Genomic DNA, 21,081 nt, shown 5'->3' with positions numbered 1-21,081 from the left:
ACCCTTGAGCAGCGCCGCCATAGAAGTGCTACAGGCCCGCGCAGAGGCTAATGGCGCACAAGGATGGGTATTCCCCAGCACTGGCAAGACAGGGCACCTTGTAGAGCCTAAAAAGGGCTGGGCGCGATTACTGGAGCGGGCTGGCATCGAGGACTTGCGTATTCATGATCTACGCCGGACCCTGGCAAGTTTCCAGATCGATGCTGGAGTATCTTTGGCCGTTATCGGCAAGGGGCTAGGGCACCATTCCCAGCAAACCACCGCCGTTTATGCAAGGCTGGCGCAAGACCCTGTTTCCGATGCCTGGCAGAAAGGCACCGATGCCATTCTCGTGGCCGCTGGCGTTAAGCCCACTGCTGCGGTTGTGTCTTTGAAGAAGGGGCGCAAACATGCCTGAGATCAGCCGTTTTTACGGTATCGTGTTAGCGATGTTTTGGCGGGATCATTTGCCGCCCCACTTTCATACTTAACTATGCAGGGCATGAGGCCGAGATCGGACTGGACGGCACCCTATTAGCCGGAAGCCTGCCGCGCCGCGCTCTGCAACTGGTGGAGGACTGGCGCACAAAACACCTGGACGAACTGGCCGCCAATTGGGAACACGCCAGCCGAAAAGAACCCATTCACCCCATCGAGCCATTGGAGTAATCACCATGCTACATATCACCGAAGCAAAAGCACTACCCGGCCATCGCCTGCACGTCCGATTCAGCACGGGACAAGAGGGCGATGTGGACCTATCCCAAGAACTGACTGGCTCGGTATTCGACGCATTACGGGATGATGACCTGTTCAGCCGGGTAGAGGTCCACAGCCTGTTCCATACCGTGACCTGGCCCAACGGCGCAGACCTTGCACCCGAATATCTGCTGGACCTGTTACAGCACCAGCAAGGGCACGCAGCATGAAAACCGACTATGACGCCACCGACGATATTCTGGTGCTCCACTTCACCGATAAGCCGGTCAGCCGCGAAGTGTCGCAAGACTGGAACCTGAATATTGCCTATGCCGATGACGGAAGCATTGTGGAGATCGTGATCCTAGACGCCAAGGCATCCGGCGCATGGCCTATACCGCAGCACGCAGCACGCAGCATGATGATTTGAGTTGTACCGCCGATTCATAGCCCGACGGGGCGAAAACGGGAAACCCTTCTCCCGCTGGAATCGGCACCTATTCCCGAAGGAAGCGCAGAGAAGGAGCGCATGATGGCCGTACCACAGTTGCTAGAGCCAGAATATTACACCCTGGCAGAAGTGGCGGAGAGGTGGGAAAGATCAGAGGATGTGCTGCTGCGGTTAGGGGCAGAGGGGAAGATTAAATGTGGCTATTACACTGACCACCCTATCGACGCGCAATTAAGGTTTATCCCGTCACTAGATCGCCCCTTCCGCTACCCACTTTTTCACATAAACCAAGAAGAATCCGAAGCCCTCGGTTGGGCTTCTACAATAGCAATTAGCAGAAATGGAGGTGGTTGGTGACCGCGTCGGCGGTACGGTTCTGGCTGCGGGCGCTCCCGATTTCCTGTTTGATTTCTTTGAAGCCGGCTTCGATTTTCCAGCGGGCGCCATAGTATTCGATGATCTGGGTGACGGAGAGGGTCAGATCCGTCGTGAAGAAAGGCCACCCACTGGGTTTTGCGAAAGACCCAGACGACCCGCACCGGGCAGCGCAGGGTTTTGAGCAGAAAGACCTGATCATAGGCGCGTATCTCCCGCGCTTTGCCCCAGAATATCTGAGCGGGCAGAACCCAGCATGGATTCAGCCACGGGATTGACATCCGTGATCCGACCTTGGGTGTCGGTCGTTATCACCCCGTCACCAATGGAATGGAGGGTGACTTCCGCCCGCTCCTTGGCCTCCCACAACATCAGATCATGGGCCGATCTTTCACGCTGCCGGTCTTCGCCGATGCGGCGAAAGGTCCAATAGCCGAAGGTCGAAAGCAGCAGCAGAGCCAGCATGGCAGCCAAAGGTCCGGTCATCCGATTCCACCAGGCGGCCAGCAGAAAGGAACGCGGCAGTCCCACACCGGCCACCAGCGGATAGCCCCGCACCTGGTTCCAGGCCCCGAGCCGCCATTGATTGACTGCCGTAGCCAGGCCATAAAAGCTGGCAGAGCGGGCCTGGGGATGCGCCCGGATGGACTGGGCAGCAATGCCGTTTTGGGGGGCACCAAAGGTGCTTTGCGTGGGCGGCGGATAACGGCTTTCCAGAAAGCCATCCCGGCACAGCAGAAAGACCGAACTCAAGGCAGGAAGCGGCAGATTGCGCCAAAAAGGGAATTGGCCGTGTTGCAAGGGCAGCAGGGCCACCACGTTGGCAACCACGGAATGTCGATAGGGCGTCCCTTGTGCCCCCAGGAAAAGTGGTACCACCCAGTGTGGATGATGGGGGTGTCCCGGATTACGCACCGGCAAAGGGGGACCGACGCATTAGGCACCGATGATGGGACATTACGGTGATCACCTGAAAAATCCGTTGCGTCATTCTCATCAGATGATGCGTCAAGCCAAGGGTAGAATCCATCACCATTCAGGCAGATCGTCGCCTTTGGCTGGCGGGTTACTTCTGACCTTGTTCAGAATCTCCTGAAAGTCAGCAGGGCTTGCATTACTGCCGCGCCGTTTGAAGAAATCGGCAGCCGTTTCCACGGCACCGACCTTTTCAGCGAGAGCAACCGTGATCCACTGATTGAGTGATACCCCATCTTCCCGTGCCAGCCGTTGGGCAGCGGTCTTGAGGGATTGTGGCAGTTTCAGGGCATAGGCGGCCTTGTTCATTGGCGAACCTCCATCAAAAGTTGTTTGGGTAGCCATAGGGGGAGATTGAAGCGGGGCGCAGCCACCGCGAAGTGCGCCATGTTGAAAGTAATTAGAGCATCAGCGTGACCGTTTACGGCGGCCTCCAGAACCATTTCATCGTTCGGATCGTTGAGTTGTGGCCGCCAGTGGAAATGAATGTCTACCGGGCTGCAAAGGCCAGCAAAAGCGTCCAGGAATCGACCGACCTCTTGAATGGTCAGCTGAGACACTGCTAATTGCTCGGGTCTTGTCAGTACCGCTTCGTACTCCATGAACAAAGCGGGTGTTGCCAATACGGTTATCTGCCCCAACCCGACCAGCCGCATTACAGCGTGGCTGGCCCCCAAGTTACTACGCAGGGCGCTGGTCAGTACGGAGGTATCGAGAACGATTTTTAGCATATCTCATAGGATATCACAAAAATGAAAGAATGATGATTTTCGAGAGGCGACAATTTACAATGTCACCAAGACATTAAATGTTCCAGAAGGTGACAGGACAAAAGTGACGGTTACAGAGGCGGCAAAGCTGGCCGGGATTGCAAGACAGCATTTCTACCGGGCATACATTAACATCGGTAAAATTCAGTCTGGATTTCATCAAAGATTCTCTGGTTGAAACATCCTGGTCGTGCATCTCACCACACCCGGTAAATCCCCAAAAATCGAAGCTGGAACAGCTGGAAACAGGGCCGCCGATGACGCGCAGAAAAACCCGGTGTACCTAAAATTCCATTTGGCTCTTCGCTGATTGGCAATGAGGTGTTCCAACACACTACAAGGCACAGCATTTCTTGTATTTCTTTCCGCTTCCACATGGGCAAGGTGCATTTCTATCGATTTTTTCAACTTGTACGGGTATTGGTGGATTCAAAGCGTTTTCCAAGTCAGTCAAATCTTCCGGTGACTCAAAGCCTATGATGAATTGCCATCCTCTTGACTCACAGGTTTCAGCCACATATTGGGCGGTAGCTTCGGACTCAACACGCACGATTATCGGTCTTTTCTTGCTGCCTAATTTTGCCATTTGTCATGTTCCCTTAGTCTAATATTTGAGCCACCAACGAGACTTTATGCCTCATTTTGTACCCAGTACATCTCCGTATCCCAATCCCTCTGCGCCTGGCGCCGGATGGCACGGCGCTGTTGTTGCAGCCAAGCCTTCAGGGGCTCTTCTGACTGCAACTTCTGCAGGTCCACTTGCATTCCCACTACGGCCGCCCGCATCTCCCGCAGCGTCTCCTCAAAATCCCGCATCAAATCCCGGCGGGTGAGAGTGAAGAAAGTCGGCACCCCCACGCAGGCCGATGCCCGCGCCTGAATTTCCTCCACCTGATGCTGCAGCCCTTCGACATGCGCCTTGAGCACCCGGTTGTAGGTTTTAAGGGTCTCTTCTCCCCAGGTCCCCAACATCTGCTCGTCGATTTGTCCCAGTTCCTGCTGCAGGGCCAGAAGCTGCAGCAGATCCTTTTCGGTATAAGCCTGATTGGCCCGTTGCATCAGAACCGTTTTGTGAAGTCGCCGCTCGGCATCCGGCTCCCGATCCGGGTGAATCACCCGAACCAGCTGCCGGTAAATCGTCTGCAGCGCTTGACGGATCTGTTCCGCCTGGGCGGCCCTTTGACTCTCCCGGCCACTTTGTGCCGATGTTTGCCCCTTCTCCCGGGAAGGCTCTAGCGCTTCCGGGTCGTCGCCGCCTTCTGCATTCTCCTGACGCGCTGCCGCCAATTGCGCATCCAATTGCGCCGCCGACCGTTCGCGCAGCATCTGTTCCACGAACGCGACCAAGGACTCCGGGGATTCTTCGGCTATGGCTTCGGGAGGCAGATCAAAATACTCGGCGACGGCACCGCGCAACGCTGTGTCGTCAAGAGGACTCTCGGGCTCGGGCGTATGCCGCTGGTAAATCTCCTGAATCGCTCCATGAGATGCGGTCCCCTCCGGGACCTCCTGAAGCAAACCCAGGGCCAGTTCGCTGATCGACTGGGACAAAGTCGCCCGGGCGACCTTGCCGAACCGCAGCGTCTGACTGCTCGCATCCAGCTGCAGCAACAGATCCTGGCGCAATGCCTGAAACTGCTGCTGCACCGGCACCAGTTCTTCTAAGGCGCGCCGCTGGATCTGCGCCATGGTCGTCTCCCAGTCCTGAATGTCCCGTTGAATCCGGGCAATCTGCCGACTCAGCCGATTAAAGCTTTTCTGAGCAGCGGATAAGGGCACGCTGGGCGCGGACGTAATCACCAGACTTGCTGCAGAAGACCGTTGGGAATCCGTCATTTCGGGGTATTCCAGCAGGGAGATCCAGCCCTGATGGGGAGCATCATGGTATTCCCTGCGCCTGAGAGAGGCTTCTCAAGGGAATATAGGCGATATGCACACAGGCTTCTCCCATTCTCTGAGACGAACCTACTCGGCAGCGCTATCCATGACGAACCCATCAGCAAGTCATCCGTTATTGCTGTCTAGGTGTTTCAAAATCCCCTGCGCAGTTCGCAAAACACCCGACTAACCACTACCGAAAAAACAAAATAGAAAATCCCGACAATAATGCCGATGATGTTCGTCAGCGCACCTGTGTCATATCCTCCAAAAAACTGGCTCATCACCCCAATGGCCGAAAAGAAATCAAAAATCACCAGCAAAATGAAAACCACCGAAATAATTCGGGGGGTAATCATCTCTTCAAAATTAGAAAACAGGGCTTTAATCATGTTGTTTCGCGGGCACCCTCTGACCCCATGCCCAGGGCGGATAGCCTCTGTCCCGCTTCCTCCTTATCGCGTTGCTATCCCCATAAAACCGGTCACCTGGCGGCGTCCTGTCGTCCGCACGTTTAACTACCCCGGGGCCGTCTACCCCGCTTGGGCTGGCCATGTTCTTTCAACAGGGATTCTCCACGCGCCTGCAGCACATCCGCATCTTCCTGAAGGGCTTTTTCGATGGCGGCGATAAAGTGTCGAGAGTCCCATTCCGGAGCCAGCGCCTGTGCCGCCCGCACAAAGCGCTTGTCCTGCGCCATTCTGTCCTTGCGGGCTGATGGGGACTGCATCAGCCGTTTTTTTGCGGCCTCAATTCTGGCCAGCGCCGCTTTCTGACGCTCCAGAATCGCTGCCTGTTTTTTCTCCAGATCCGCGATTCGCTGTTCTGGAGTCCGACGCACCCGTTTTTTACTTTCTGTCATGTTCTGTCCTTCAGTGATTCACTTTATCGGCAAACTCTTTCCCCGCCTTGAACTTGATACTTTTCTTGGCAGGCACTTCAATTTCCTGTCCCGTAGCCGGGTTCCGCGCTTTACGCGCGGGTTTATCCACGATCTCAACAGAACAGAATCCGGGGAAGGTGATTTTTCCGGCGACCAGCAATTCGGTCTCCAGAGTATGTCGAAACACCTGGTAACATTTTTCTGCGTCCGCTTTGGACATGGCACCATGCAAGGCCAGTGCGGCGACAAATTCGGATTTATTCATGAGAGACCTCTTTCAAAAATATGCACCTCTGGAATGTAGAGGAATGTCATAAAATGCGCAATGCAGTGTATGGACAGGCGATGCGTGGTGGATAGTATTTACCCGAAGAAGTGATGTCGGTGATCAGCGTCATTTCATCAAAAGCTACGATTATTCTGATTGACTTGTACGCGCATCGCCGTACCGGGCTTGAAATGTACAGTGCGTTTCTCGGGGACATCCACCGATTTCCCCGTCTTCGGATTCCGCCCCGCGCGGGCCGCAATAATGTGCAGGGAAAACACCCCAAAATCCCGAATCTCAATACGCTCCGCCTCGGCCAAGGCGTGGGCACAATGATCAAGGATCAATCCGACGGCCATAATGACATCCTGTCGTGATAAGTCTTTGTATCCCTGAACACGTAACTGATGATAGATATTTTCCATCATGGTTGATTTATTCATCGTTCTTTCTCTGGCTTGCTGTAGGTTAGTTATGCAATCGGATTGGGATGTTAGAAGATATGCCATGCACATAAAAAGCGCTACCCGACTTAACGCACTACCTACTTTTGCCGACCCAACAGTGGGGGGCAAGATACAAGCAGATATGCATTATTTTAATAAACGGAAACCAAAGCATAGCCTTTTTCTTGGTAGGCGATGGTAGAGATGAAGCCACTCTCAACCGGTGTCACGCTCGGAATCAACATGCTCGGAGATACGTCCATACCGTGTAGCGCCACGCCACAAGCCTGAAACTGGATGCCTTTCTGGCTGAGCTTCTGGATTTCTCCCTGAATCCCCGCGATATCTCTTTCTTCTGTGTAAGGTATGCCCCGACGATCTTTGGTCAGAAATGCGACATCTGGACCGATAAAGACCACGATGAAGTGCGGCGTCACCTTTTGTTGCAGAAGTTGCTTGCGTGTTAAACCGATGACCTGAACCAGGTGATCCACAGCCGCCGGGTTACGCATATTCACCAAAAACACGGCCTTTGCATTATGCAAGCCGGATAGTGCCGTAGTGTCATTGAGCTTTTCAGCCTGGGCATTGGTGAATAGGCAGCCAATAGAGAGAAACAGAAAGGCCAGAATAAAACGTTGCATGGGAATATCCTCCTTGATGAGCGGCTACTGAACGACAGCCTCGGGATGTTTATGAATCAGTGCCACGTAAGCCGGATTCATTTCCTGCTTGGAGAAAAACGCTTTCCAAGTGGTGATCGGCAATAATTGTGTTGGCGGTGGAGCAAAAACCAAGTCCTGATGGCGGACCAGTACGTGACAGGCGATACAGCTGCCTACTTTGCCATAAGCCAGGACTTTACCGGTAGGATCATAGGCTGCCATGATCCAGTTGCGGTCTGAAGGATCAAATTTTGCGGCCTTCAGCATGGCGGTAACGCCAACCAACTGTTTGTGGGCATTGTAATTTTCTTTGATCACCAGGCTACTGTTACTATAGCGGGTCACTTTCAGTATCCCACCGGCTTTTTCTATACTGGATATTGCCAAAGGGTTGGCCAAGTCCACAGTGTATGGATCCACCGTCCGAGATCCCAGCTGAAAGGGCGTGCTTCCGGGCATTATGGCGTGCGTTTTTTGCAAAATTTGCACTTCTTTCCACAGAGCTTCAGGAGTGGGTCCGGCTGCATGCGCCCAAGCCCAGCTGGAAAAAAAGCAGGTGACGGTAAACAGAACGGCAATTTTCAGTTTTGACATGCGTCCTCTCCTCAGCCTCTAAACTACTTCACCGATATATTACAGAAGCTGGCTTGGACCAAAAGCAGGAAGTAGGCACTTATTATAGATGGTTTTGCACAGAATCGCTGGTCTTAAGTGATTACTGGGCATTTTTTGGTTGAATGGGCAAGACCAAGAGCACCATCAGCAAACACTGCAGCTACATTTGACCCCTGTAGCGTTTGAGTAGTGCTGGATAATCCGTCAGTAACCGGTACGGATTTGTTATTTTAATATTGCAGAGGCTTGGATAACTAACTTTAAGAAAAATCTGCCATTTGAACATTTTCTAAAAAAGTACGCTCCATTCTGTAATCAATGGAGCGTTAATTGCTCGGTCTTACACTGAAAACTAATCCATCCTGAATTTTGAATCGTCTGACAGAATCATTCACGGAGGAGGCGGCGGCTGCGGCGGACCCGGTTGCTGATAATAAGCACCAGGACCTACCGGCCCTCCAGGCGGAGGAGGTGGTGCGGGATGTGCATAATAACCGGCAGGTCCCCTGGGTGGGCCGGGACGGTAGGCATAACAGCCCGCCAATGCCGCCAAAAGACCCAGGATAGCTATACGTAAAACAGATTGCCACACGTGTCGTCTTAACACGCAAAGAGCTTTATCCAACATGTGGTTTCTCCTCTATGGATCGGGTGTTACTTCATCAATCAATCACGGGTGTCCGTAAATCAATTAATCTACTCATACCACTTTTCCGCTTTGTGGTCATGTTTTTCGAATTAAGCGGAGCATCCCTATAATGATGAACAGGTTATACTCATCAAGCTCCCCGCCAGGAGGCTATGGAAACAAGCTTAGCTGACTTACCTGAATTCATCTGAATCATATAGTCGGGAAGAAGCCCTGGTGAAGATTGTCGCTTTAATGCAACAGATACAGCGAAGAATGGTTGGGCTCGCACTGAGAACTCATGGATTCAGCGAAGTAAACTTTTATGTATGTTATGCAGAATGCTGAATTTGTTAATAATCTCATTCTAATGGAACCTTTGGCATATATCCTGCTGTCCAAGAGCTAAGTTTGCCAGTGAGGTTGTCATGCCTACTGTCATAACCCAAATGGCGGTTTGATTGTTGGGGAATGACTTCAAGTTATTCTTTCAGAATCAGGCTTTTTTAGTTTAAACAGACAGGAGATTCCGATGATCCAGAAAAAAATTGGGTTAACCGCATTCGCCCTTGCGCTCACTTTGCCCATAGCTGCGGAGGCATCCGTATATGACGTGATGAACCAGATTGGTGTTTCAGGCAGCCTACAGGGCGCCACCAATCAGTATGGAAATACCACCGGCGGATTGGGTCTACGCGCCAGTCTCTACAATGGCGGGTTGTTTGGTACTGCGAAATATCGTCACGAATTCGGAGCTACCTATCAGGGCTATACTGGTGGCAATACCAATACGATCGGACTCAAACTTGGCTATCTTTTCAATGCCAGCAACATGCTGGCTGTTGGGCCCTACGTAGGATATGAATATAACCGCTTTGCCCAGTCCAACAGTTACTATGACTATCATTCTTCCCTCAGTACCAATGGCTTGGGTGGTGGTTTGTATGCGGCGGCCTCGTTACCCGTCGTCAATTTGACAGGATATATCGGATACCTTGGTGGTATTTCAGAGACCCAACACGTCTCAGGGTTGGCACCCACGACATTCAACAGCTCATCGGATCTGTTGCAAATGGGTGTAAATGCTTATTACCCATTAATGGCAAACGTCTCCCTTTATATTGGATTACACGATGATGATTTCACCCAGCATGGTGCACCCAATATATTGCGGGGAGATGTGGGCTTAGGAATGCAGTTTTAGCCCATTCATTAGCGCAATTTTTGATGCCATATACGGAATCCAGGGTAAAAAGATGCTCTGGATGTCCATTTTATCTCTGAGTATGAGCACATGGGCCGAATTTTTTCGCGGAGATGACTGACCACATCAATTAAATAAATCAGTTCTCGATAAGTGGTTTCTACTATTTCAGCTACATAAGGAATCTATGATGGAACTCAAAACCACAATAAAAGTCTTTTTGTTTTCCTTGGGGGCTGTCTTCTTATCTGGATGTATGATATTCCCTCACAGAGGGTACGGCGATCATGGCTATTATCATCAGAGAGGCTGGCAGGGATACAACAACCAATATGGAGGTCATCGCCCGCCGCCGCCGGTGTATGGTCCTGGTTCTGGAAATTATCGGTATGGCAACTAGCCTTCAGGTTAAAAATCAGATCGTGTGATCTATAACATCCTTAATAATTAAGGAGTGGAAAATGTCTCATAAATCCATTTTTATGCGTATTCCTTTGGCGCTTGCTGGCGCAGGATTGCTGTCCTGCTTTGTTCCCGCAGCTGCCTCACCCTTTGATATTAGCGTATTGCTGGGTGATTTTGGCATTAATATTGGTAATAACGGATGGCCTCAGCAGTATGCCTACTTTCAGCCTCCCGCTGGTTATACCAGTTATTACAGCCAACCGCTTTATGCGCAGTATATCATGTGGTATTACTATCCTCAGTCTTATTATCAGTACTATCCATCCCCCCCTCCACCGCTACAGGCAGGAGCCCCGCCCCCTCCGCCACCGCCTGCTGGTGCACCGCTGCCACCGCCCGGTAATTTTTTCCATTATCTGGGCGTGCGGCAACCCCCTCCGCCCCCACCTGGGGCGGCACTACTCCAACCTCCTGGGCCACCGAGGGCTTATCCATTCCATCCGGATAGACCGAGATTCGGCCCGCAGCCGAACAGGCCGAGACCCGAAAGTCCAGAGTTTTATCATGGGCCAATTGGAGGCCCCGCACGGAGTGGCCCGGGGCCTCAGTTCCAGAATGGTCCCGGCAGGCCTGGAAGCCCGCAGTTCCAACATGGGCCGGTTGGAGGAAGGCCACAAGATGGTGGCCCCGGCAGACCTGGTGGGCCGCTTTTTCAACCTCGACCGGCTGGTGGGCCGCCACAGCCTGGACCAGGGCCGCAATTTCAGCAAGGACCGGCCGGAGGTCCTCCACATGAAGGACCCGGAAGACCGGGGCCACATTAGTCCTTCGAAAGGAAGGTCGCAAATTGCAGGTACAGTTACCAATTGGAACAGCTAATGAGAGATGGGCAACTTGCCTAAGGTTGCTCGTCTCTGGCCTATATGACCTCCTTATTTGTAAAATATCGTAGATATGGGATTGGCTCGAATGCCGTCCTGTATTCAGATCATTAGTGAATTATGGCGCTATTGCATGAAAATTTTTATCATGCGATTTTTGTCATGTCCTATACCACATCGAATATATTGCAGGTTTATTTCTCTGCCAGCCATACCGGCTTCGCACAGGCAGGATTAAATGCTTAAATGTCGCTTATCGGCGACATTGTTATGTTTTTATGAAATCACCCAATTATCATGATCAACTAAATGATTTTATTTTATATTTTTTTAATATAAGAAAAAACTGTGCTCAGCAATTGAAAATATAAGCGTGTCCTTACGGCGACATACGTCGCCGTAAATGGTTGGTTATTAATATTTACAATATAATAATCATATGATTATAGATTTGGCATAGGATATGCTTAAATTCTATTATGTTTATTTTTATCTCAAAAAATAAAAACCCGCTTTTCTCATATGGTGTGCTGGGATTAAGTGCGATATTTGCGCTCTCAGGCGTTTCTGCTGCATTTGCAGATCCTTTTTCCTTTGCAACTGTCCAGAAATCTGCACAAAAGTTGTCCCGCAGGGCTTGGAAACCGCGCCCCATTTCCGCTGGCCAATATCTGCGCAGGCTGAGCCCGCAGGCATATGGTCGGATTCTGGACGTACACCCCCTCTGGCAGCGGCAGAGTTTACCGTTTGAAGTCGTGTTTTATCCACTGGGGCATACCTTTGTCCATCCCGTACAAATGAATGTCATTCAGCACGGGCGGTCTTTTCCGCTGCCCTACAGTGCCAGGCTGTTTGCTACCCATGGGGTGGTTAGTCAGTCGCAACTCCCGCGTAAAGGAGGATACGCAGGATTTTCTTTGCTTTACCCACTGGATACCCCTCCTTACCACAACGAGTTTGTGTCTTTCCTCGGTGCCAGTTATTTCCGTGCTGTCGGCAAGGGCGCCGTCTATGGAACTTCAGCCAGAGGCCTTGGGATAGATACGGCTTTACCTTCCGGTGAAATTTTTCCTTATTTCCAGGAGTTCTGGTTACAACGACCCAAACCCGGAGCGCGGCACATGATCATTTATGCCCTGCTGAATAGCCCTGTAATAACCGGGGCCTACCGGTTTACTGTGACCCCTGGAAAAAGTACACGCATCCGCGTACGGGCCGTTTTGTATCCGCGCAAAAAAATCAAACAGCTTGAAATTGCCCCGCTTTCAAGCATGTACTGGCATGGTCGTGGTCGAGGTATAAGAGCCGGGGACTGGCACCCTCAACAACATGATTCCAGCGATCTGATCATGGCGGCCCGTGATGGTCAATGGATCACAAGACCGTTGAATAACCCCCTGCACATCCAGGTGACCCGTTACATTCTCAATAACCCCGTTGGTTTCGGACTCTTTCAACAGGATCGCCGCTTTTCTAGCTATGAAGGATTAATTACACAGTATCAAAAAAGGCCCAGCGTCTGGATCCATCCGCTTGATCATTGGGGTAAAGGACAGGTAGAACTGGTAGAGTTGCCCACAAACAACCGTAATACCGATAATATCGTGACCTTTTGGGTCCCCGCGAAACCTTTACGCCCGGGTGAATCACTTCGGGTACATTATCAGATACGGTTTTTTCGGAACAACAAACAGCTCCCATCTGGCGGGCATCCAGTCGCTACCTTTTTGGGAAACGACCCGCACATGAAGGGCGCCAAGACATTGGTTGTGGATTTCGCCGGAGAGGGATTAGGTCATCTTCCAGCACAAACCCCCATGCACGCCCATTTTACGGTCGGAGCAGGGGTGCATATTCTCCATTCGTCAGTGCACTTCAATCCCTTGAAGCACCAATGGCAGGTGAACGCACAAATTCTCCCTGCCAGACATCATCCCCGTAACATCAGCCTGTTTCTGGCTTCACAAGGGAAAGTGCTTAGTGACACCTGGTTATATTTATTACCCCCTCAAAAGGAGGCAGCATAATGTATAGAAGCCCGGATAATTTCGATAGCCTGCATCCAATTCGCCCCAGTAACGACCCGTCCATCCACCCTGTTAGACTACCCACTGCTGCAACACATTACCTGGACAGGCTCGAGCTGTCTTCCGAACAACGGAAGTGGATAGAAAGCCAGGTCATAAGAGGTCTACAAGCACAGGCTGGTAAAATCAATGCAATAAATCCAACTTGGTTTGTACTGATGCAAACTGCTATTGGCGCGTTAGCTGAGGATGGTGATGAACTCAACACACGTCTGGCCACTGCATTACCGGCAACTAGCGCGCAAAACCATCCAGCATGCTGGTTTGAACGGCAACAATCTCCGGCAATATTGCGTTCTTCTATGGCGTCAAAACGATTCGTCCGGAAGATTCGGGAATATATCCGGGAAGACTGGATAACAATACGGACCCCCAGGACAACATCCTGCGCGAAAAACACGGGAAGGCAAAGAGTTATTCATGTGGGCCCACAACAGATTTCAGGATGTTCAAAAAAATGGTCTTCTTCATACCCTTATTCTCCTGCACAACAGACACGCAAGACCTATGCAATCATCCGGATCTCTGGGGAGTTCAAGCGATCCGCGTGGTTATCCCAGGAGTATTTCAATCTGGCTAAACCAGAAACCTCGTGGAGATTTGCATGAGCTTAAAGATGAATCGAAAAAAGATGGTTCAATCACTTGTTGCAAGTATTTTATGTTTAACGTCAGTTCATGCTGTGGCCCATGAGGATCATGCCCCACAAAATCCTAAATATCAAACAAAAATACTGAAAAACAAGGCGGAACGGCTCAGTTATGACACTATTTTGGCTTTGAAGGCACACCATTGGAAAACAGCCCTGCATGACACCCAGTTGATGAAAAAAACCCTTCGTAAAATCTGGTATATTCACCAGCATTGCTAACGATTGGAAAAATAATGACAACGGTTCGCAAAAAATCTCCATACAGGGCGCGCAACTTACTGTATATCCTTGCCCTGATAGGAGGGCAAGGAATAGCCCTACCCGCTGCAGGACATATCTTCTTGCATTCCACAGCGGCTTGCGACTATCTCAAGGGACATGCCATCACAAATCGTGACATGCAGGCTTCGGCCCACACTGCAGAATCATGGTCCAGGCAAAGGGTTGCCCTATATATAGACCAGCCTCAGTCTATTAGACATGTCGCCCATATTCCAGATGCGCCTTACATCACAGCCATTGTTGGCAAAAAGGCGGAATGTATAGCCGCCACGCCTAACTGGTTCAAACGGTTAGACCCTGCAGAGCAATCATGGTTATGGTTGGTAGGCATTGCCAGTTTGCGCCATCCGCATATCTATCATCTCATGCTTCATGCTGCTGAACATCCACCACAAGGACTTTTTGCAGGCGTTGAAAAATGGTATGGACGCCGCGTTGCGAATCGCAGCATTCTTAAATCAGAAAAGCAGGCGACCCTCTGGTTACCAGACAAGGACCATGGTGCAGCCCGAAAAGCATTAGAAAAGCTCTTTCGTGAACCTGGTTTTTCAAACAATCCCTGGTTACCCAAATTAAAGCAACAGATGCGTGCTATTCGTTAGTTTGATGCGCATGAAACATTTAAATAGGAGCATGAATGACACCCAATGAGGTTGAACAAATTGCAGAAACGTCGTCCACTGGGGAGAGTAGCCTTTTCAAAGTATTGCATTGGTCTATCGCCGTACTGATTGTTTTTCAGGGCCTATTGGGTGCTGCCAACTTACGTATAGCCTGGCTGCAAGAACATCTGGCAAGTGCCATTGTGGTGCATGAAGAGATTGGACTACTTATTTTATTGCTCACGCTGTCGTTATTTATTATACGGGTCATTACTGGACGAAGATCAGGTGCAGGTGCGCAACCAAATCACCAGCTATGCGCCAAGATGGTCCATGGTGCATTTTATGTGCTCATTTTCGTTGAATGCGCCATCGGAATCTGGATGATGGGGCTTCTGGGTAAGGGCTTGACGATTCTGGCATGGCATATGCCGCTTCCCATTACCCCCGATCCTCACTTTGCTTTTTCTACTGTATTGCAATGGCATGCAGCGGTAGCGTTGACGCTAGCGTATCTAATCGTTATTCATAGTCTGGCAGCACTTTATCATCATTACATGCTTCGCGATCATACGCTGACCAGAATGTTACCTGTTCGCCTATCACGTACGGACCCCAAATCCTGATGTCAGTTTCCAGCTATTTTTTGAGCTATCTCCATGCTGCAGTCGTTTCGGCTTCGGGTGTGGTGGATCAATATGGATTGGCCATAGTCGTGGCTGGATTGTTTCTGGAAAGCGCCGGTGTCATTTTTTTGCCTGGAGAGACCCTGTTGATTGGTGCAGGTTTTGTAGCCAGCCAAGGTGCCTTTAATCCGCTAGTATTATTTGCCCTCGGTATAATAGGTACCAGTGCCGGTTGGTTCGCCGCCTATTACATAGGTTTCAAAGTCGGTATCAAATGGGTCAAAAAACATGGTCGATGGATAGGGATCACAGCAGAACGTCTTAATAAGGCGCATGCTTTCATGAACAAATATGGCTCCATAGTGGTGCTATTTGGTCGATTCATTGTTCCGTTGCGACAGCTTCAAGGCTATATCTCTGGATCCGCAGAAACAACACTACAGGATTTTTATCTCTGGAATATATCAGGTGCAGTCATATGGGTTGCGTTTTGGGGCGGCGCTGGATATTTTTTGGGAATGCTGTAGATAATTGTGACTTGATATTCAGAAAGTTACTTTGAAATGTGAAATGGAGGGTTATAATAATTTCTATTGACAGACTAAACAACCACCGGCTTTAGCCGGTGGGTTTGAATTACGGACTGAAAGTCCGGATACGCGTCGCCTGAACGACGCGTCTTAATCGGGTTCCATTTTGAAATCATCGTTCGGCCTCGGCTCAAAGTGATGCTCCAAATACTGCTCAATCATTGCCTCCGTCATCTGGCCTACCGTGGCACAGAAGTAGCCTCTTGCCCAGAAATGTCGGCCCCAATACTTCTTTTTCAGGTGCGGAAACTCTTCGAACAGCTTGCTCGACGTGCGACCCTTGATTCGCCTCATAATCTCGCTCGGCGCCATGCTCGGGGGGCAACTGGCTAGTATGTGCACATGATCCTTGCTCACCACACCCTTTACTATCCTGATCTCAAAGGCTTCACAGGTCTCTCTCACCAACTCTCGAATGCGTTCCGCCACCTCGCCACTCAGCACCTTGTATCGGTATTTCGTTACCCATACAAAGTGATACTCAATTTGAAAAACCGTATGACTGCCGTATCTGTCTTCCACGCCGCACCTCCTTCCGTGCAGCATATTGTCGCAGCTAAAGCTAACCGGCTAAAGCCGGTGGTTTAAACCTTATGATTGATAATTATAATTCGATAACTGATTCTGTGTGTGTTCATTAAGGAACACTATTGTTGTGATAAAATCAACCGTTCATTAGAGTTTGACGAACTCCATTTTGGATTGATAGCGTATGACGTCGTGGAGAATTCCACGTACTACGGTCAATATCTATTTGACAACTTTCTATCGATTTTTTAGATGGAGGATCTTAATGCAAGAATCAAATCCCAGATTAATTATGGGCTTTGGTGTATTCGCTTTAGGCGTTTCTATGGCTTTTGCGAGTTCCGTGACCCCTGCCAATGCGGTGACCCCAGGATATCAACCACAGGGACAATCATCCTCACACTCCATGCAGCATGGCGCCCCTCCCTCTGCCCAGCCTTACAGAGGACAGTCATCAGCCAGAGCGGCAACCCCGAGATACCATTCTCCGGGACATTCACACTCATACTCTATGCAGCATGGTGGCTCAGCCTCTGCTCAATCCCCCGGAGGTCAACCCGCGACCCAATCGAACCCGAATCAACCGCCAGCCAAAACATCATAACCATTAGGTGCCGGGTGGTCTTGTCTCCGCAAGATCATCCGCAAACGCAATTTATGCTGATCGTAGAATCCGTTGCGCATGAATTGCCGTATCTAGGAATGATGATTACCCATGGATCACGTCAGCATGCTTATCTACACGGGTGGTGGTAAAAAAACAAATATTAATGTGGTATATCAGTTTTTTGTTAAACCAAAGAAAATATTTCTCATGAATATTAACAATCTCACCGGATGCATGTTGAATATACGCAACACTTATTTTTTGACCCGTTTCAATGTTTGTTAAATTTGATTCATTTATTTGACAATACAGATTAACCGTTGTTACCGTAAAAATGCTTGTGCAATTTTACTCAAGCTATTATGAGCATAATCCATGCTCTTTTATTTCACCCAAAAGGGAGATGAACTATTGAAAAGCATTCAGACTAACGTAATCACCGCGCTGGGAATATTCGTGTTCAGCACATCCGTTGCTTTTGCAAGCATGAGCAGCCCCATGACCACCACTCAACCCCAACCGTCCTCACCAGCGATGCAGAACGGTGCGTCTACACCGCCTATGGCTTCTGGAGCGCCGCAAGCGGGGGTGCAATCCGGCTCCCAGCCAATGATGCCCTCTGCACCTCAGGCGGGCCCTGCGGTGAGTAACGGTGAGATCATGCATTTTGCTTCCGCTCTGCGGGAAATCGGACCCCTGAGCTCCAAAATGCGTACTGAAGCTATGCAAAAAGGTGTGAGCAAAGCCAAGCAACAAGCACTTGAACAGACTTATGCAAAGGATGTTCACGGGATTCTGGCCAAAAACGATCTCTCCGCAAGCACTTATGAGATGCTCATGAGAAAAGCGCACAGTGATCCACAGTTTGCCCAAAAGGTAGAGGCCGCTATCAAGTCCGGTGCATAGTCCCTACCTTGGTAGGTGATTCATGGAACGTCAGGGTACCATTCATGGTACCTCTGGCGGTTTTTGTCGGCCCCATTCTATTTCTTATCCAAAATCATAATGATGAATCTTTCAAGGCGCTTTCTTTTGCTTTTTACCGTTATCGGGCTATCTGGATGTGTCTTCGGACCTAGCCATCAGGATGTGCGTCAAGCACTCAAACAAGCAGATATTATCCGCGCGATTAAAGGCAACAACATGGACATGAATATGACCAAGATTCAGATGCAGCATATTGATCAGGAAGTTAAAGAAACAAAAATCAATCATTGCAGGCAGCTACACGGCCTGGTTTACCGATGCTCCATAATCAGGAATGGTCAAATTCAGATGATCGAAATTGGGAAATTAGGTGGAAGTCATTGGGAGGTCGTCAATAATAATCATCTGAACTAATTCTGTCATGGCAGCGCGTATTTGGGTCGCAGTTGATGATGAGTTGAGGACTGAATCATTAAGTATCCATTTTGCCCATTGTATTGCCAGGTAAAATCAAGGCAAGTGTCAATTATGGCTCCACGTTTTGGGCCTATTTATGCATTCTGCAACATTACGATTCAAAGGAGAGTCCTATGGCGAATAATCGCCCGAAACTACTGATTACTGCTGTTGTTGCCGCGTGCTTTGGTTTTACCCTGGGCGCCACCGAATGGGCACAGGCTGACGCCACCCCTACGGCACCGGCCTTGTCGATTAACACCAACACGGCACCACAACAGGCGCTGGTTGCCCTCCCGGATTTTACCCCTATCATTGACCGCTATGGTCCGGCGGTGGTGAACATCAGCAGCACCACCAACAAAGTCATCCATCAGCAGAGCAATCCGTTTCCGCCAAACTCTCCTTTTTACCAGTTTTTTCAGCACTTCGGCGCACCCGGACAAGCGGGACCCAGCCACCAGCAGCATGAAAAAATCCAGTCACTGGGTTCCGGATTTATCATCAGCCCGGATGGTTATATAGTCACTGCCGGTCACGTAGTACGGGGTGCCAATCATATTGTTGTCACCCTGACCAATCATCATGCCTATCCAGCCAAACTGATTGGACTTTCAGTACGCTACGACACGGCCCTGCTGAAAATTGATGCCAAGGATCTCCCCACGGTTCCCATCGGCAATTCTGATGACCTGAAAGTCGGCCAGTGGCTGCTGGCGGTGGGTGCGCCCTTCGGGTTCTACAATACGGTCACCCAAGGGGTAGTCAGCGCCATGAACCGGCCGCTGCCCGATGACGAATATATTCCCTTCATTCAGAGTGACGTGCCCATCAATCCCGGCAACTCCGGTGGTCCGCTCTTCAACATGAAAGGCCAGGTAATCGGCATCAATGATCAGATTTACACCAACAGCGGTGGATACATGGGGCTGTCATTCTCAATCCCCATCAATACCGTCATGCGCGTGGTGCAGGACTTCAAGGATCACAAACCCATTCAGTTCGGGTACCTGGGTGTCGAAGTACAGGACGTCACTCCACAAATGGCCCAGGCTCTGCATCTTCAGGAGCCGGTAGGGGCACTGGTAGCTTCGGTGATGCCGGGCAGCCCCGCCGCCAAGGCCGGCATTCAACCCGGTGACGTCATTGTGACCTATGACAGCAAACCGGTTTACAACGTCGGCCAACTGCCGCCCATGGTCGGTAACACCGTTCCGGGCACTCATGCCAGCGTGGGTATCCTCCATCATGGTGTGGCGGAAACCAAAAATGTTCTGGTCACTGCCCTGCCGAAAAACATGGATGAGCAGACCAGCAGTAACCAACCGGCCGTTCCGACGAAGGTCCAGAAAATCGACAGGCTGGATATTCATGTTCAAAATCTAACTCCAGACATTGAAAAACAACTGGATGTTCACCATGGTGTCGTGGTGGTGGGTGTCAGTGAAGGCCCGGCCGCCGAGGCGGGACTCATGCCCGGAATGATCATTCAGCAGATCAATCAGCAGGATGTCCATAATGTCAGCGAGCTGGCGCGCATCGTCGCCAGGTTGCCCAAAGATCAACCCATTCCCATGTTGGTCCGTCAGGGTAAAGCGAGCATCTATGTGGTCATTACCCTGGCAAAGAACTAGCACATGATACCTCTGCACTCGTGTTGCCCCAAAAACTAAAATGGACAAAGACTCTTTCCATCCACAGTGACAAGACCATTGGGAGCCTCTTTCGCAGATTGGACAGACAAACCCCTTCAGTTCGGTGGCCTTGGTCTGGGTACGGGCCCGGTGAGCATATCGCTAACACTGGTTATTCTGATGCTGCTCATCTACTTGATAATTTACAGAGTAGATGATCCCAACTGAAATTTAGGCAATTGGTCCATCTACAGATTCTTCATGATGGAGATATAGCTGGAGTCCGACCGTAAGGTTCACTATTCGGAATGGCTCAGTATAGAGAAGGATATGGACACCGACAAAAATTTCACGCTTATTGAATCCAAAACAGTCTGAAATATTGAGCCCGCATCCCTGCATCTCATGAGGACATCATTCCCCGCATCATCGCAGGCATGCCCTCTTTGACAAAGCGCGTAATTTCACGCGCGTGGGCATGAATCACCTGGATCATTTCCGGATCTGATGATGTTTCTGTCACCGCCACCCCATCCTTGAGATAGTCCAGTTTTCGCTGGTATAGCGTTGGATGAGCAAACATGACGGGAACACTTTGACTGGCCGGATAGGGAAAAGGTTGGTCTTCCGCCAGGCGCTGATACATCTGGGTCACATGTGCCTGGAGTAATGCAACCGTATGTGGCACGGCTGAAATCGTGACCGCGTGTATCCCATTGGGCAAAAAAGTTACTTTGCGATGCACCTCTGCATGCACCTGGAACAACTCCATCCCGGTACGCATGGGTCCACGATTCTCCGGTGACATCATGGCACGCATGCCTTCGTGGTCATGGTCATTACCCTCCATCATGTTTCCCATCATGCTGCCCATACCAGAAGCATTAGCCCGGTCTGCCTGTACATAACCTGCTATAGCCAGTGCCGACAATATCGACTTCAACAACTGTCTTCTGTCCATGACATTT

At 50.3% G+C, this 21,081-nt stretch carries 34 protein-coding genes; 18 read left to right on the top strand and 16 right to left on the bottom strand.

The window, feature by feature from the left end:
• Positions 1-4 precede the first annotated feature (4 nt).
• The 5 genes from HJG40_RS13015 to HJG40_RS12995 all read left to right on the top strand — a co-directional run bounded on the left by HJG40_RS13015 (position 5) and on the right by HJG40_RS12995 (position 1,486).
• Positions 5-397: a tyrosine-type recombinase/integrase gene (locus HJG40_RS13015; protein ID WP_215864584.1), complete on the top strand. Its 393-nt coding sequence runs from the start codon at positions 5-7 to the stop codon at positions 395-397.
• A 44-nt stretch (positions 398-441) separates the two neighbouring features.
• Positions 442-648, top strand: coding sequence for a DUF4160 domain-containing protein (locus HJG40_RS15470; protein WP_368356171.1), 207 nt, complete (start codon positions 442-444; stop codon positions 646-648).
• 5 nt (positions 649-653) lie between these two features.
• Positions 654-908, top strand: a complete 255-nt coding sequence (locus HJG40_RS13005) for a DUF2442 domain-containing protein (RefSeq protein WP_215864583.1) — start codon at positions 654-656, stop codon at positions 906-908.
• Positions 905-1,108, top strand: coding sequence for a DUF2283 domain-containing protein (locus HJG40_RS13000; protein ID WP_215864582.1), 204 nt, complete (start codon positions 905-907; stop codon positions 1,106-1,108). The genes HJG40_RS13005 and HJG40_RS13000 overlap by 4 nt, the downstream gene beginning before the upstream one ends.
• A 99-nt stretch (positions 1,109-1,207) precedes the next feature.
• Positions 1,208-1,486, top strand: a complete 279-nt coding sequence (locus HJG40_RS12995) for a hypothetical protein (RefSeq protein WP_215864603.1) — start codon at positions 1,208-1,210, stop codon at positions 1,484-1,486.
• Here the strand turns inward: HJG40_RS12995 and HJG40_RS15465 are convergent.
• From HJG40_RS15465 to HJG40_RS12930, 13 genes are all read right to left on the bottom strand, one after another.
• Positions 1,461-1,706, bottom strand: a complete 246-nt coding sequence (locus HJG40_RS15465; RefSeq protein ID WP_215864581.1) for a transposase — start codon at positions 1,704-1,706, stop codon at positions 1,461-1,463. The genes HJG40_RS12995 and HJG40_RS15465 overlap by 26 nt on opposite strands.
• Entirely contained in the window at positions 1,703-2,419 is a 717-nt protein-coding gene (locus tag HJG40_RS12985; protein ID WP_368356170.1) for a PAS domain-containing protein, read from the bottom strand. The genes HJG40_RS15465 and HJG40_RS12985 overlap by 4 nt, the downstream gene beginning before the upstream one ends.
• 114 nt (positions 2,420-2,533) lie before the next feature.
• Positions 2,534-2,788, bottom strand: a complete 255-nt coding sequence (locus tag HJG40_RS12980) for a toxin-antitoxin system HicB family antitoxin (RefSeq protein ID WP_215864579.1) — start codon at positions 2,786-2,788, stop codon at positions 2,534-2,536.
• The gene (locus HJG40_RS12975; protein WP_215864578.1) at positions 2,785-3,210 is read right to left on the bottom strand and encodes a putative toxin-antitoxin system toxin component, PIN family; all 426 of its coding nucleotides are present in this window, start codon (positions 3,208-3,210) and stop codon (positions 2,785-2,787) included. Before HJG40_RS12975 ends, HJG40_RS12980 begins: the two co-directional genes overlap by 4 nt.
• A 373-nt stretch (positions 3,211-3,583) precedes the next feature.
• Positions 3,584-3,835: an SEC-C metal-binding domain-containing protein gene (locus tag HJG40_RS15315; protein WP_215864577.1), complete on the bottom strand. Its 252-nt coding sequence runs from the start codon at positions 3,833-3,835 to the stop codon at positions 3,584-3,586.
• Positions 3,836-3,879: 44 nt separating this feature from the next.
• Positions 3,880-5,085 carry a J domain-containing protein gene (locus HJG40_RS12965; protein ID WP_215864576.1) on the bottom strand — a complete coding sequence of 402 codons (1,206 nt, stop codon included), beginning with the start codon at positions 5,083-5,085 and terminating at the stop codon, positions 3,880-3,882.
• A 194-nt stretch (positions 5,086-5,279) separates the two neighbouring features.
• The gene (locus tag HJG40_RS12960; RefSeq protein WP_215864575.1) at positions 5,280-5,519 is read right to left on the bottom strand and encodes a DUF4282 domain-containing protein; all 240 of its coding nucleotides are present in this window, start codon (positions 5,517-5,519) and stop codon (positions 5,280-5,282) included.
• Between the two features lie 122 nt (positions 5,520-5,641).
• Positions 5,642-5,989, bottom strand: coding sequence for a hypothetical protein (locus tag HJG40_RS12955; protein ID WP_215864574.1), 348 nt, complete (start codon positions 5,987-5,989; stop codon positions 5,642-5,644).
• 10 nt (positions 5,990-5,999) lie between these two features.
• Positions 6,000-6,275: an HU family DNA-binding protein gene (locus HJG40_RS12950; RefSeq protein WP_215864573.1), complete on the bottom strand. Its 276-nt coding sequence runs from the start codon at positions 6,273-6,275 to the stop codon at positions 6,000-6,002.
• A gap of 137 nt (positions 6,276-6,412) precedes the next feature.
• Complete coding sequence (locus HJG40_RS12945) at positions 6,413-6,721, bottom strand: HU family DNA-binding protein (RefSeq protein ID WP_215864572.1); 309 nt, start codon at positions 6,719-6,721, stop codon at positions 6,413-6,415.
• Between the two features lie 155 nt (positions 6,722-6,876).
• The gene (locus HJG40_RS12940) at positions 6,877-7,368 is read right to left on the bottom strand and encodes a DsrE family protein (protein ID WP_215864571.1); all 492 of its coding nucleotides are present in this window, start codon (positions 7,366-7,368) and stop codon (positions 6,877-6,879) included.
• 24 nt (positions 7,369-7,392) lie between these two features.
• Entirely contained in the window at positions 7,393-7,983 is a 591-nt protein-coding gene (locus HJG40_RS12935; RefSeq protein WP_215864570.1) for a cytochrome P460 family protein, read from the bottom strand.
• A gap of 412 nt (positions 7,984-8,395) precedes the next feature.
• Positions 8,396-8,632: a hypothetical protein gene (locus HJG40_RS12930; RefSeq protein ID WP_215864569.1), complete on the bottom strand. Its 237-nt coding sequence runs from the start codon at positions 8,630-8,632 to the stop codon at positions 8,396-8,398.
• 532 nt (positions 8,633-9,164) lie between these two features.
• On the opposite strand from HJG40_RS12930, the gene HJG40_RS12925 reads away from it, so the two are divergent.
• The gene (locus HJG40_RS12925; protein WP_215864568.1) at positions 9,165-9,836 is read left to right on the top strand and encodes a hypothetical protein; all 672 of its coding nucleotides are present in this window, start codon (positions 9,165-9,167) and stop codon (positions 9,834-9,836) included.
• Positions 9,837-10,123: 287 nt separating this feature from the next.
• Positions 10,124-10,264, top strand: a complete 141-nt coding sequence (locus HJG40_RS12920) for a hypothetical protein (RefSeq protein WP_215864567.1) — start codon at positions 10,124-10,126, stop codon at positions 10,262-10,264.
• A gap of 256 nt (positions 10,265-10,520) precedes the next feature.
• On the opposite strand, the gene HJG40_RS15250 is transcribed toward HJG40_RS12920, so the two are convergent.
• Positions 10,521-10,814, bottom strand: coding sequence for a hypothetical protein (locus HJG40_RS15250; RefSeq protein ID WP_215864566.1), 294 nt, complete (start codon positions 10,812-10,814; stop codon positions 10,521-10,523).
• Here HJG40_RS15250 and HJG40_RS12910 point away from each other — a divergent pair.
• From HJG40_RS12910 to HJG40_RS12880, 7 genes are all read left to right on the top strand, one after another.
• Positions 10,806-11,120 carry a hypothetical protein gene (locus HJG40_RS12910; RefSeq protein WP_215864565.1) on the top strand — a complete coding sequence of 105 codons (315 nt, stop codon included), beginning with the start codon at positions 10,806-10,808 and terminating at the stop codon, positions 11,118-11,120. The two genes, HJG40_RS15250 and HJG40_RS12910, sit on opposite strands and share 9 nt — an antisense overlap.
• A 481-nt stretch (positions 11,121-11,601) precedes the next feature.
• A complete protein-coding gene (locus HJG40_RS12905) occupies positions 11,602-13,149 on the top strand; it encodes an OpgD/OpgG family glucan biosynthesis protein (protein ID WP_215864564.1) in 1,548 nt (515 codons plus the stop codon).
• The gene (locus HJG40_RS12900; RefSeq protein ID WP_215864563.1) at positions 13,149-13,817 is read left to right on the top strand and encodes a hypothetical protein; all 669 of its coding nucleotides are present in this window, start codon (positions 13,149-13,151) and stop codon (positions 13,815-13,817) included. Before HJG40_RS12905 ends, HJG40_RS12900 begins: the two co-directional genes overlap by 1 nt.
• Positions 13,814-14,080, top strand: a complete 267-nt coding sequence (locus HJG40_RS12895; protein ID WP_215864562.1) for a hypothetical protein — start codon at positions 13,814-13,816, stop codon at positions 14,078-14,080. Before HJG40_RS12900 ends, HJG40_RS12895 begins: the two co-directional genes overlap by 4 nt.
• The gene (locus tag HJG40_RS12890; protein WP_215864561.1) at positions 14,074-14,745 is read left to right on the top strand and encodes a hypothetical protein; all 672 of its coding nucleotides are present in this window, start codon (positions 14,074-14,076) and stop codon (positions 14,743-14,745) included. Before HJG40_RS12895 ends, HJG40_RS12890 begins: the two co-directional genes overlap by 7 nt.
• Before the next feature lie 35 nt (positions 14,746-14,780).
• Entirely contained in the window at positions 14,781-15,371 is a 591-nt protein-coding gene (locus HJG40_RS12885; protein ID WP_215864560.1) for a cytochrome b, read from the top strand.
• Positions 15,372-15,448: 77 nt separating this feature from the next.
• The gene (locus HJG40_RS12880) at positions 15,449-15,898 is read left to right on the top strand and encodes a DedA family protein (protein WP_226857446.1); all 450 of its coding nucleotides are present in this window, start codon (positions 15,449-15,451) and stop codon (positions 15,896-15,898) included.
• Between the two features lie 153 nt (positions 15,899-16,051).
• On the opposite strand, the gene tnpA is transcribed toward HJG40_RS12880, so the two are convergent.
• Positions 16,052-16,483: an IS200/IS605 family transposase gene (gene tnpA / locus HJG40_RS12875; protein WP_215864558.1), complete on the bottom strand. Its 432-nt coding sequence runs from the start codon at positions 16,481-16,483 to the stop codon at positions 16,052-16,054.
• Between the two features lie 1,111 nt (positions 16,484-17,594).
• Here tnpA and HJG40_RS12870 point away from each other — a divergent pair.
• The 4 genes from HJG40_RS12870 (at position 17,595) to HJG40_RS12855 (ending at position 20,341) form a co-directional block, all read left to right on the top strand.
• On the top strand, positions 17,595-18,002 hold the full coding sequence (locus HJG40_RS12870; protein ID WP_215864557.1) for a DUF4168 domain-containing protein: 408 nt from the start codon (positions 17,595-17,597) through the stop codon (positions 18,000-18,002).
• Positions 18,003-18,128: 126 nt separating this feature from the next.
• Complete coding sequence (locus HJG40_RS12865) at positions 18,129-18,437, top strand: hypothetical protein (protein WP_215864556.1); 309 nt, start codon at positions 18,129-18,131, stop codon at positions 18,435-18,437.
• 176 nt (positions 18,438-18,613) lie between these two features.
• Complete coding sequence (locus tag HJG40_RS12860; RefSeq protein WP_215864555.1) at positions 18,614-20,113, top strand: Do family serine endopeptidase; 1,500 nt, start codon at positions 18,614-18,616, stop codon at positions 20,111-20,113.
• 66 nt (positions 20,114-20,179) lie between these two features.
• The gene (locus tag HJG40_RS12855) at positions 20,180-20,341 is read left to right on the top strand and encodes a COG4705 family protein (RefSeq protein ID WP_253253671.1); all 162 of its coding nucleotides are present in this window, start codon (positions 20,180-20,182) and stop codon (positions 20,339-20,341) included.
• A 175-nt stretch (positions 20,342-20,516) separates the two neighbouring features.
• Here HJG40_RS12855 and HJG40_RS12850 read toward each other — a convergent pair whose 3' ends face one another.
• Complete coding sequence (locus HJG40_RS12850) at positions 20,517-21,074, bottom strand: hypothetical protein (RefSeq protein ID WP_215864554.1); 558 nt, start codon at positions 21,072-21,074, stop codon at positions 20,517-20,519.
• Between the last annotated feature and the right edge of the window lie 7 nt (positions 21,075-21,081).

The organism is Acidithiobacillus concretivorus (genome assembly GCF_018853445.1).
In the GTDB taxonomy this organism is placed as follows: Bacteria; Pseudomonadota; Gammaproteobacteria; order Acidithiobacillales; family Acidithiobacillaceae; genus Acidithiobacillus; species Acidithiobacillus concretivorus.
The sequence above is the reverse complement of the archived record's forward strand: the minus strand, read 5'-3'. Positions and strand labels throughout refer to the sequence as shown.

Coding starts and splice junctions, on each gene's coding strand:
- HJG40_RS12925 (WP_215864568.1), top strand. CDS start 9,165: ATGATCCAGAAAAAAATTGGGTTAACCGCATTCGCCCTTGCGCTCACT.
- HJG40_RS12885 (WP_215864560.1), top strand. CDS start 14,781: ATGACACCCAATGAGGTTGAACAAATTGCAGAAACGTCGTCCACTGGG.
- HJG40_RS12980 (WP_215864579.1), bottom strand. CDS start 2,788: ATGAACAAGGCCGCCTATGCCCTGAAACTGCCACAATCCCTCAAGACC.
- HJG40_RS12900 (WP_215864563.1), top strand. CDS start 13,149: ATGTATAGAAGCCCGGATAATTTCGATAGCCTGCATCCAATTCGCCCC.
- HJG40_RS12910 (WP_215864565.1), top strand. CDS start 10,806: ATGGGCCAATTGGAGGCCCCGCACGGAGTGGCCCGGGGCCTCAGTTCC.
- HJG40_RS12895 (WP_215864562.1), top strand. CDS start 13,814: ATGAGCTTAAAGATGAATCGAAAAAAGATGGTTCAATCACTTGTTGCA.
- HJG40_RS12850 (WP_215864554.1), bottom strand. CDS start 21,074: ATGGACAGAAGACAGTTGTTGAAGTCGATATTGTCGGCACTGGCTATA.
- HJG40_RS15465 (WP_215864581.1), bottom strand. CDS start 1,706: ATGATCAGGTCTTTCTGCTCAAAACCCTGCGCTGCCCGGTGCGGGTCG.
- HJG40_RS12935 (WP_215864570.1), bottom strand. CDS start 7,983: ATGTCAAAACTGAAAATTGCCGTTCTGTTTACCGTCACCTGCTTTTTT.
- HJG40_RS12995 (WP_215864603.1), top strand. CDS start 1,208: ATGATGGCCGTACCACAGTTGCTAGAGCCAGAATATTACACCCTGGCA.
- HJG40_RS12950 (WP_215864573.1), bottom strand. CDS start 6,275: ATGAATAAATCCGAATTTGTCGCCGCACTGGCCTTGCATGGTGCCATG.
- HJG40_RS12965 (WP_215864576.1), bottom strand. CDS start 5,085: ATGACGGATTCCCAACGGTCTTCTGCAGCAAGTCTGGTGATTACGTCC.
- HJG40_RS12960 (WP_215864575.1), bottom strand. CDS start 5,519: ATGATTAAAGCCCTGTTTTCTAATTTTGAAGAGATGATTACCCCCCGA.
- HJG40_RS12905 (WP_215864564.1), top strand. CDS start 11,602: ATGTTTATTTTTATCTCAAAAAATAAAAACCCGCTTTTCTCATATGGT.
- HJG40_RS12945 (WP_215864572.1), bottom strand. CDS start 6,721: ATGAATAAATCAACCATGATGGAAAATATCTATCATCAGTTACGTGTT.
- HJG40_RS15315 (WP_215864577.1), bottom strand. CDS start 3,835: ATGGCAAAATTAGGCAGCAAGAAAAGACCGATAATCGTGCGTGTTGAG.
- HJG40_RS12860 (WP_215864555.1), top strand. CDS start 18,614: ATGGCGAATAATCGCCCGAAACTACTGATTACTGCTGTTGTTGCCGCG.
- HJG40_RS12955 (WP_215864574.1), bottom strand. CDS start 5,989: ATGACAGAAAGTAAAAAACGGGTGCGTCGGACTCCAGAACAGCGAATC.
- HJG40_RS12870 (WP_215864557.1), top strand. CDS start 17,595: ATGACCACCACTCAACCCCAACCGTCCTCACCAGCGATGCAGAACGGT.
- HJG40_RS12975 (WP_215864578.1), bottom strand. CDS start 3,210: ATGCTAAAAATCGTTCTCGATACCTCCGTACTGACCAGCGCCCTGCGT.
- HJG40_RS12930 (WP_215864569.1), bottom strand. CDS start 8,632: ATGTTGGATAAAGCTCTTTGCGTGTTAAGACGACACGTGTGGCAATCT.
- HJG40_RS13005 (WP_215864583.1), top strand. CDS start 654: ATGCTACATATCACCGAAGCAAAAGCACTACCCGGCCATCGCCTGCAC.
- HJG40_RS12920 (WP_215864567.1), top strand. CDS start 10,124: ATGGCTATTATCATCAGAGAGGCTGGCAGGGATACAACAACCAATATG.
- HJG40_RS13000 (WP_215864582.1), top strand. CDS start 905: ATGAAAACCGACTATGACGCCACCGACGATATTCTGGTGCTCCACTTC.
- HJG40_RS12940 (WP_215864571.1), bottom strand. CDS start 7,368: ATGCAACGTTTTATTCTGGCCTTTCTGTTTCTCTCTATTGGCTGCCTA.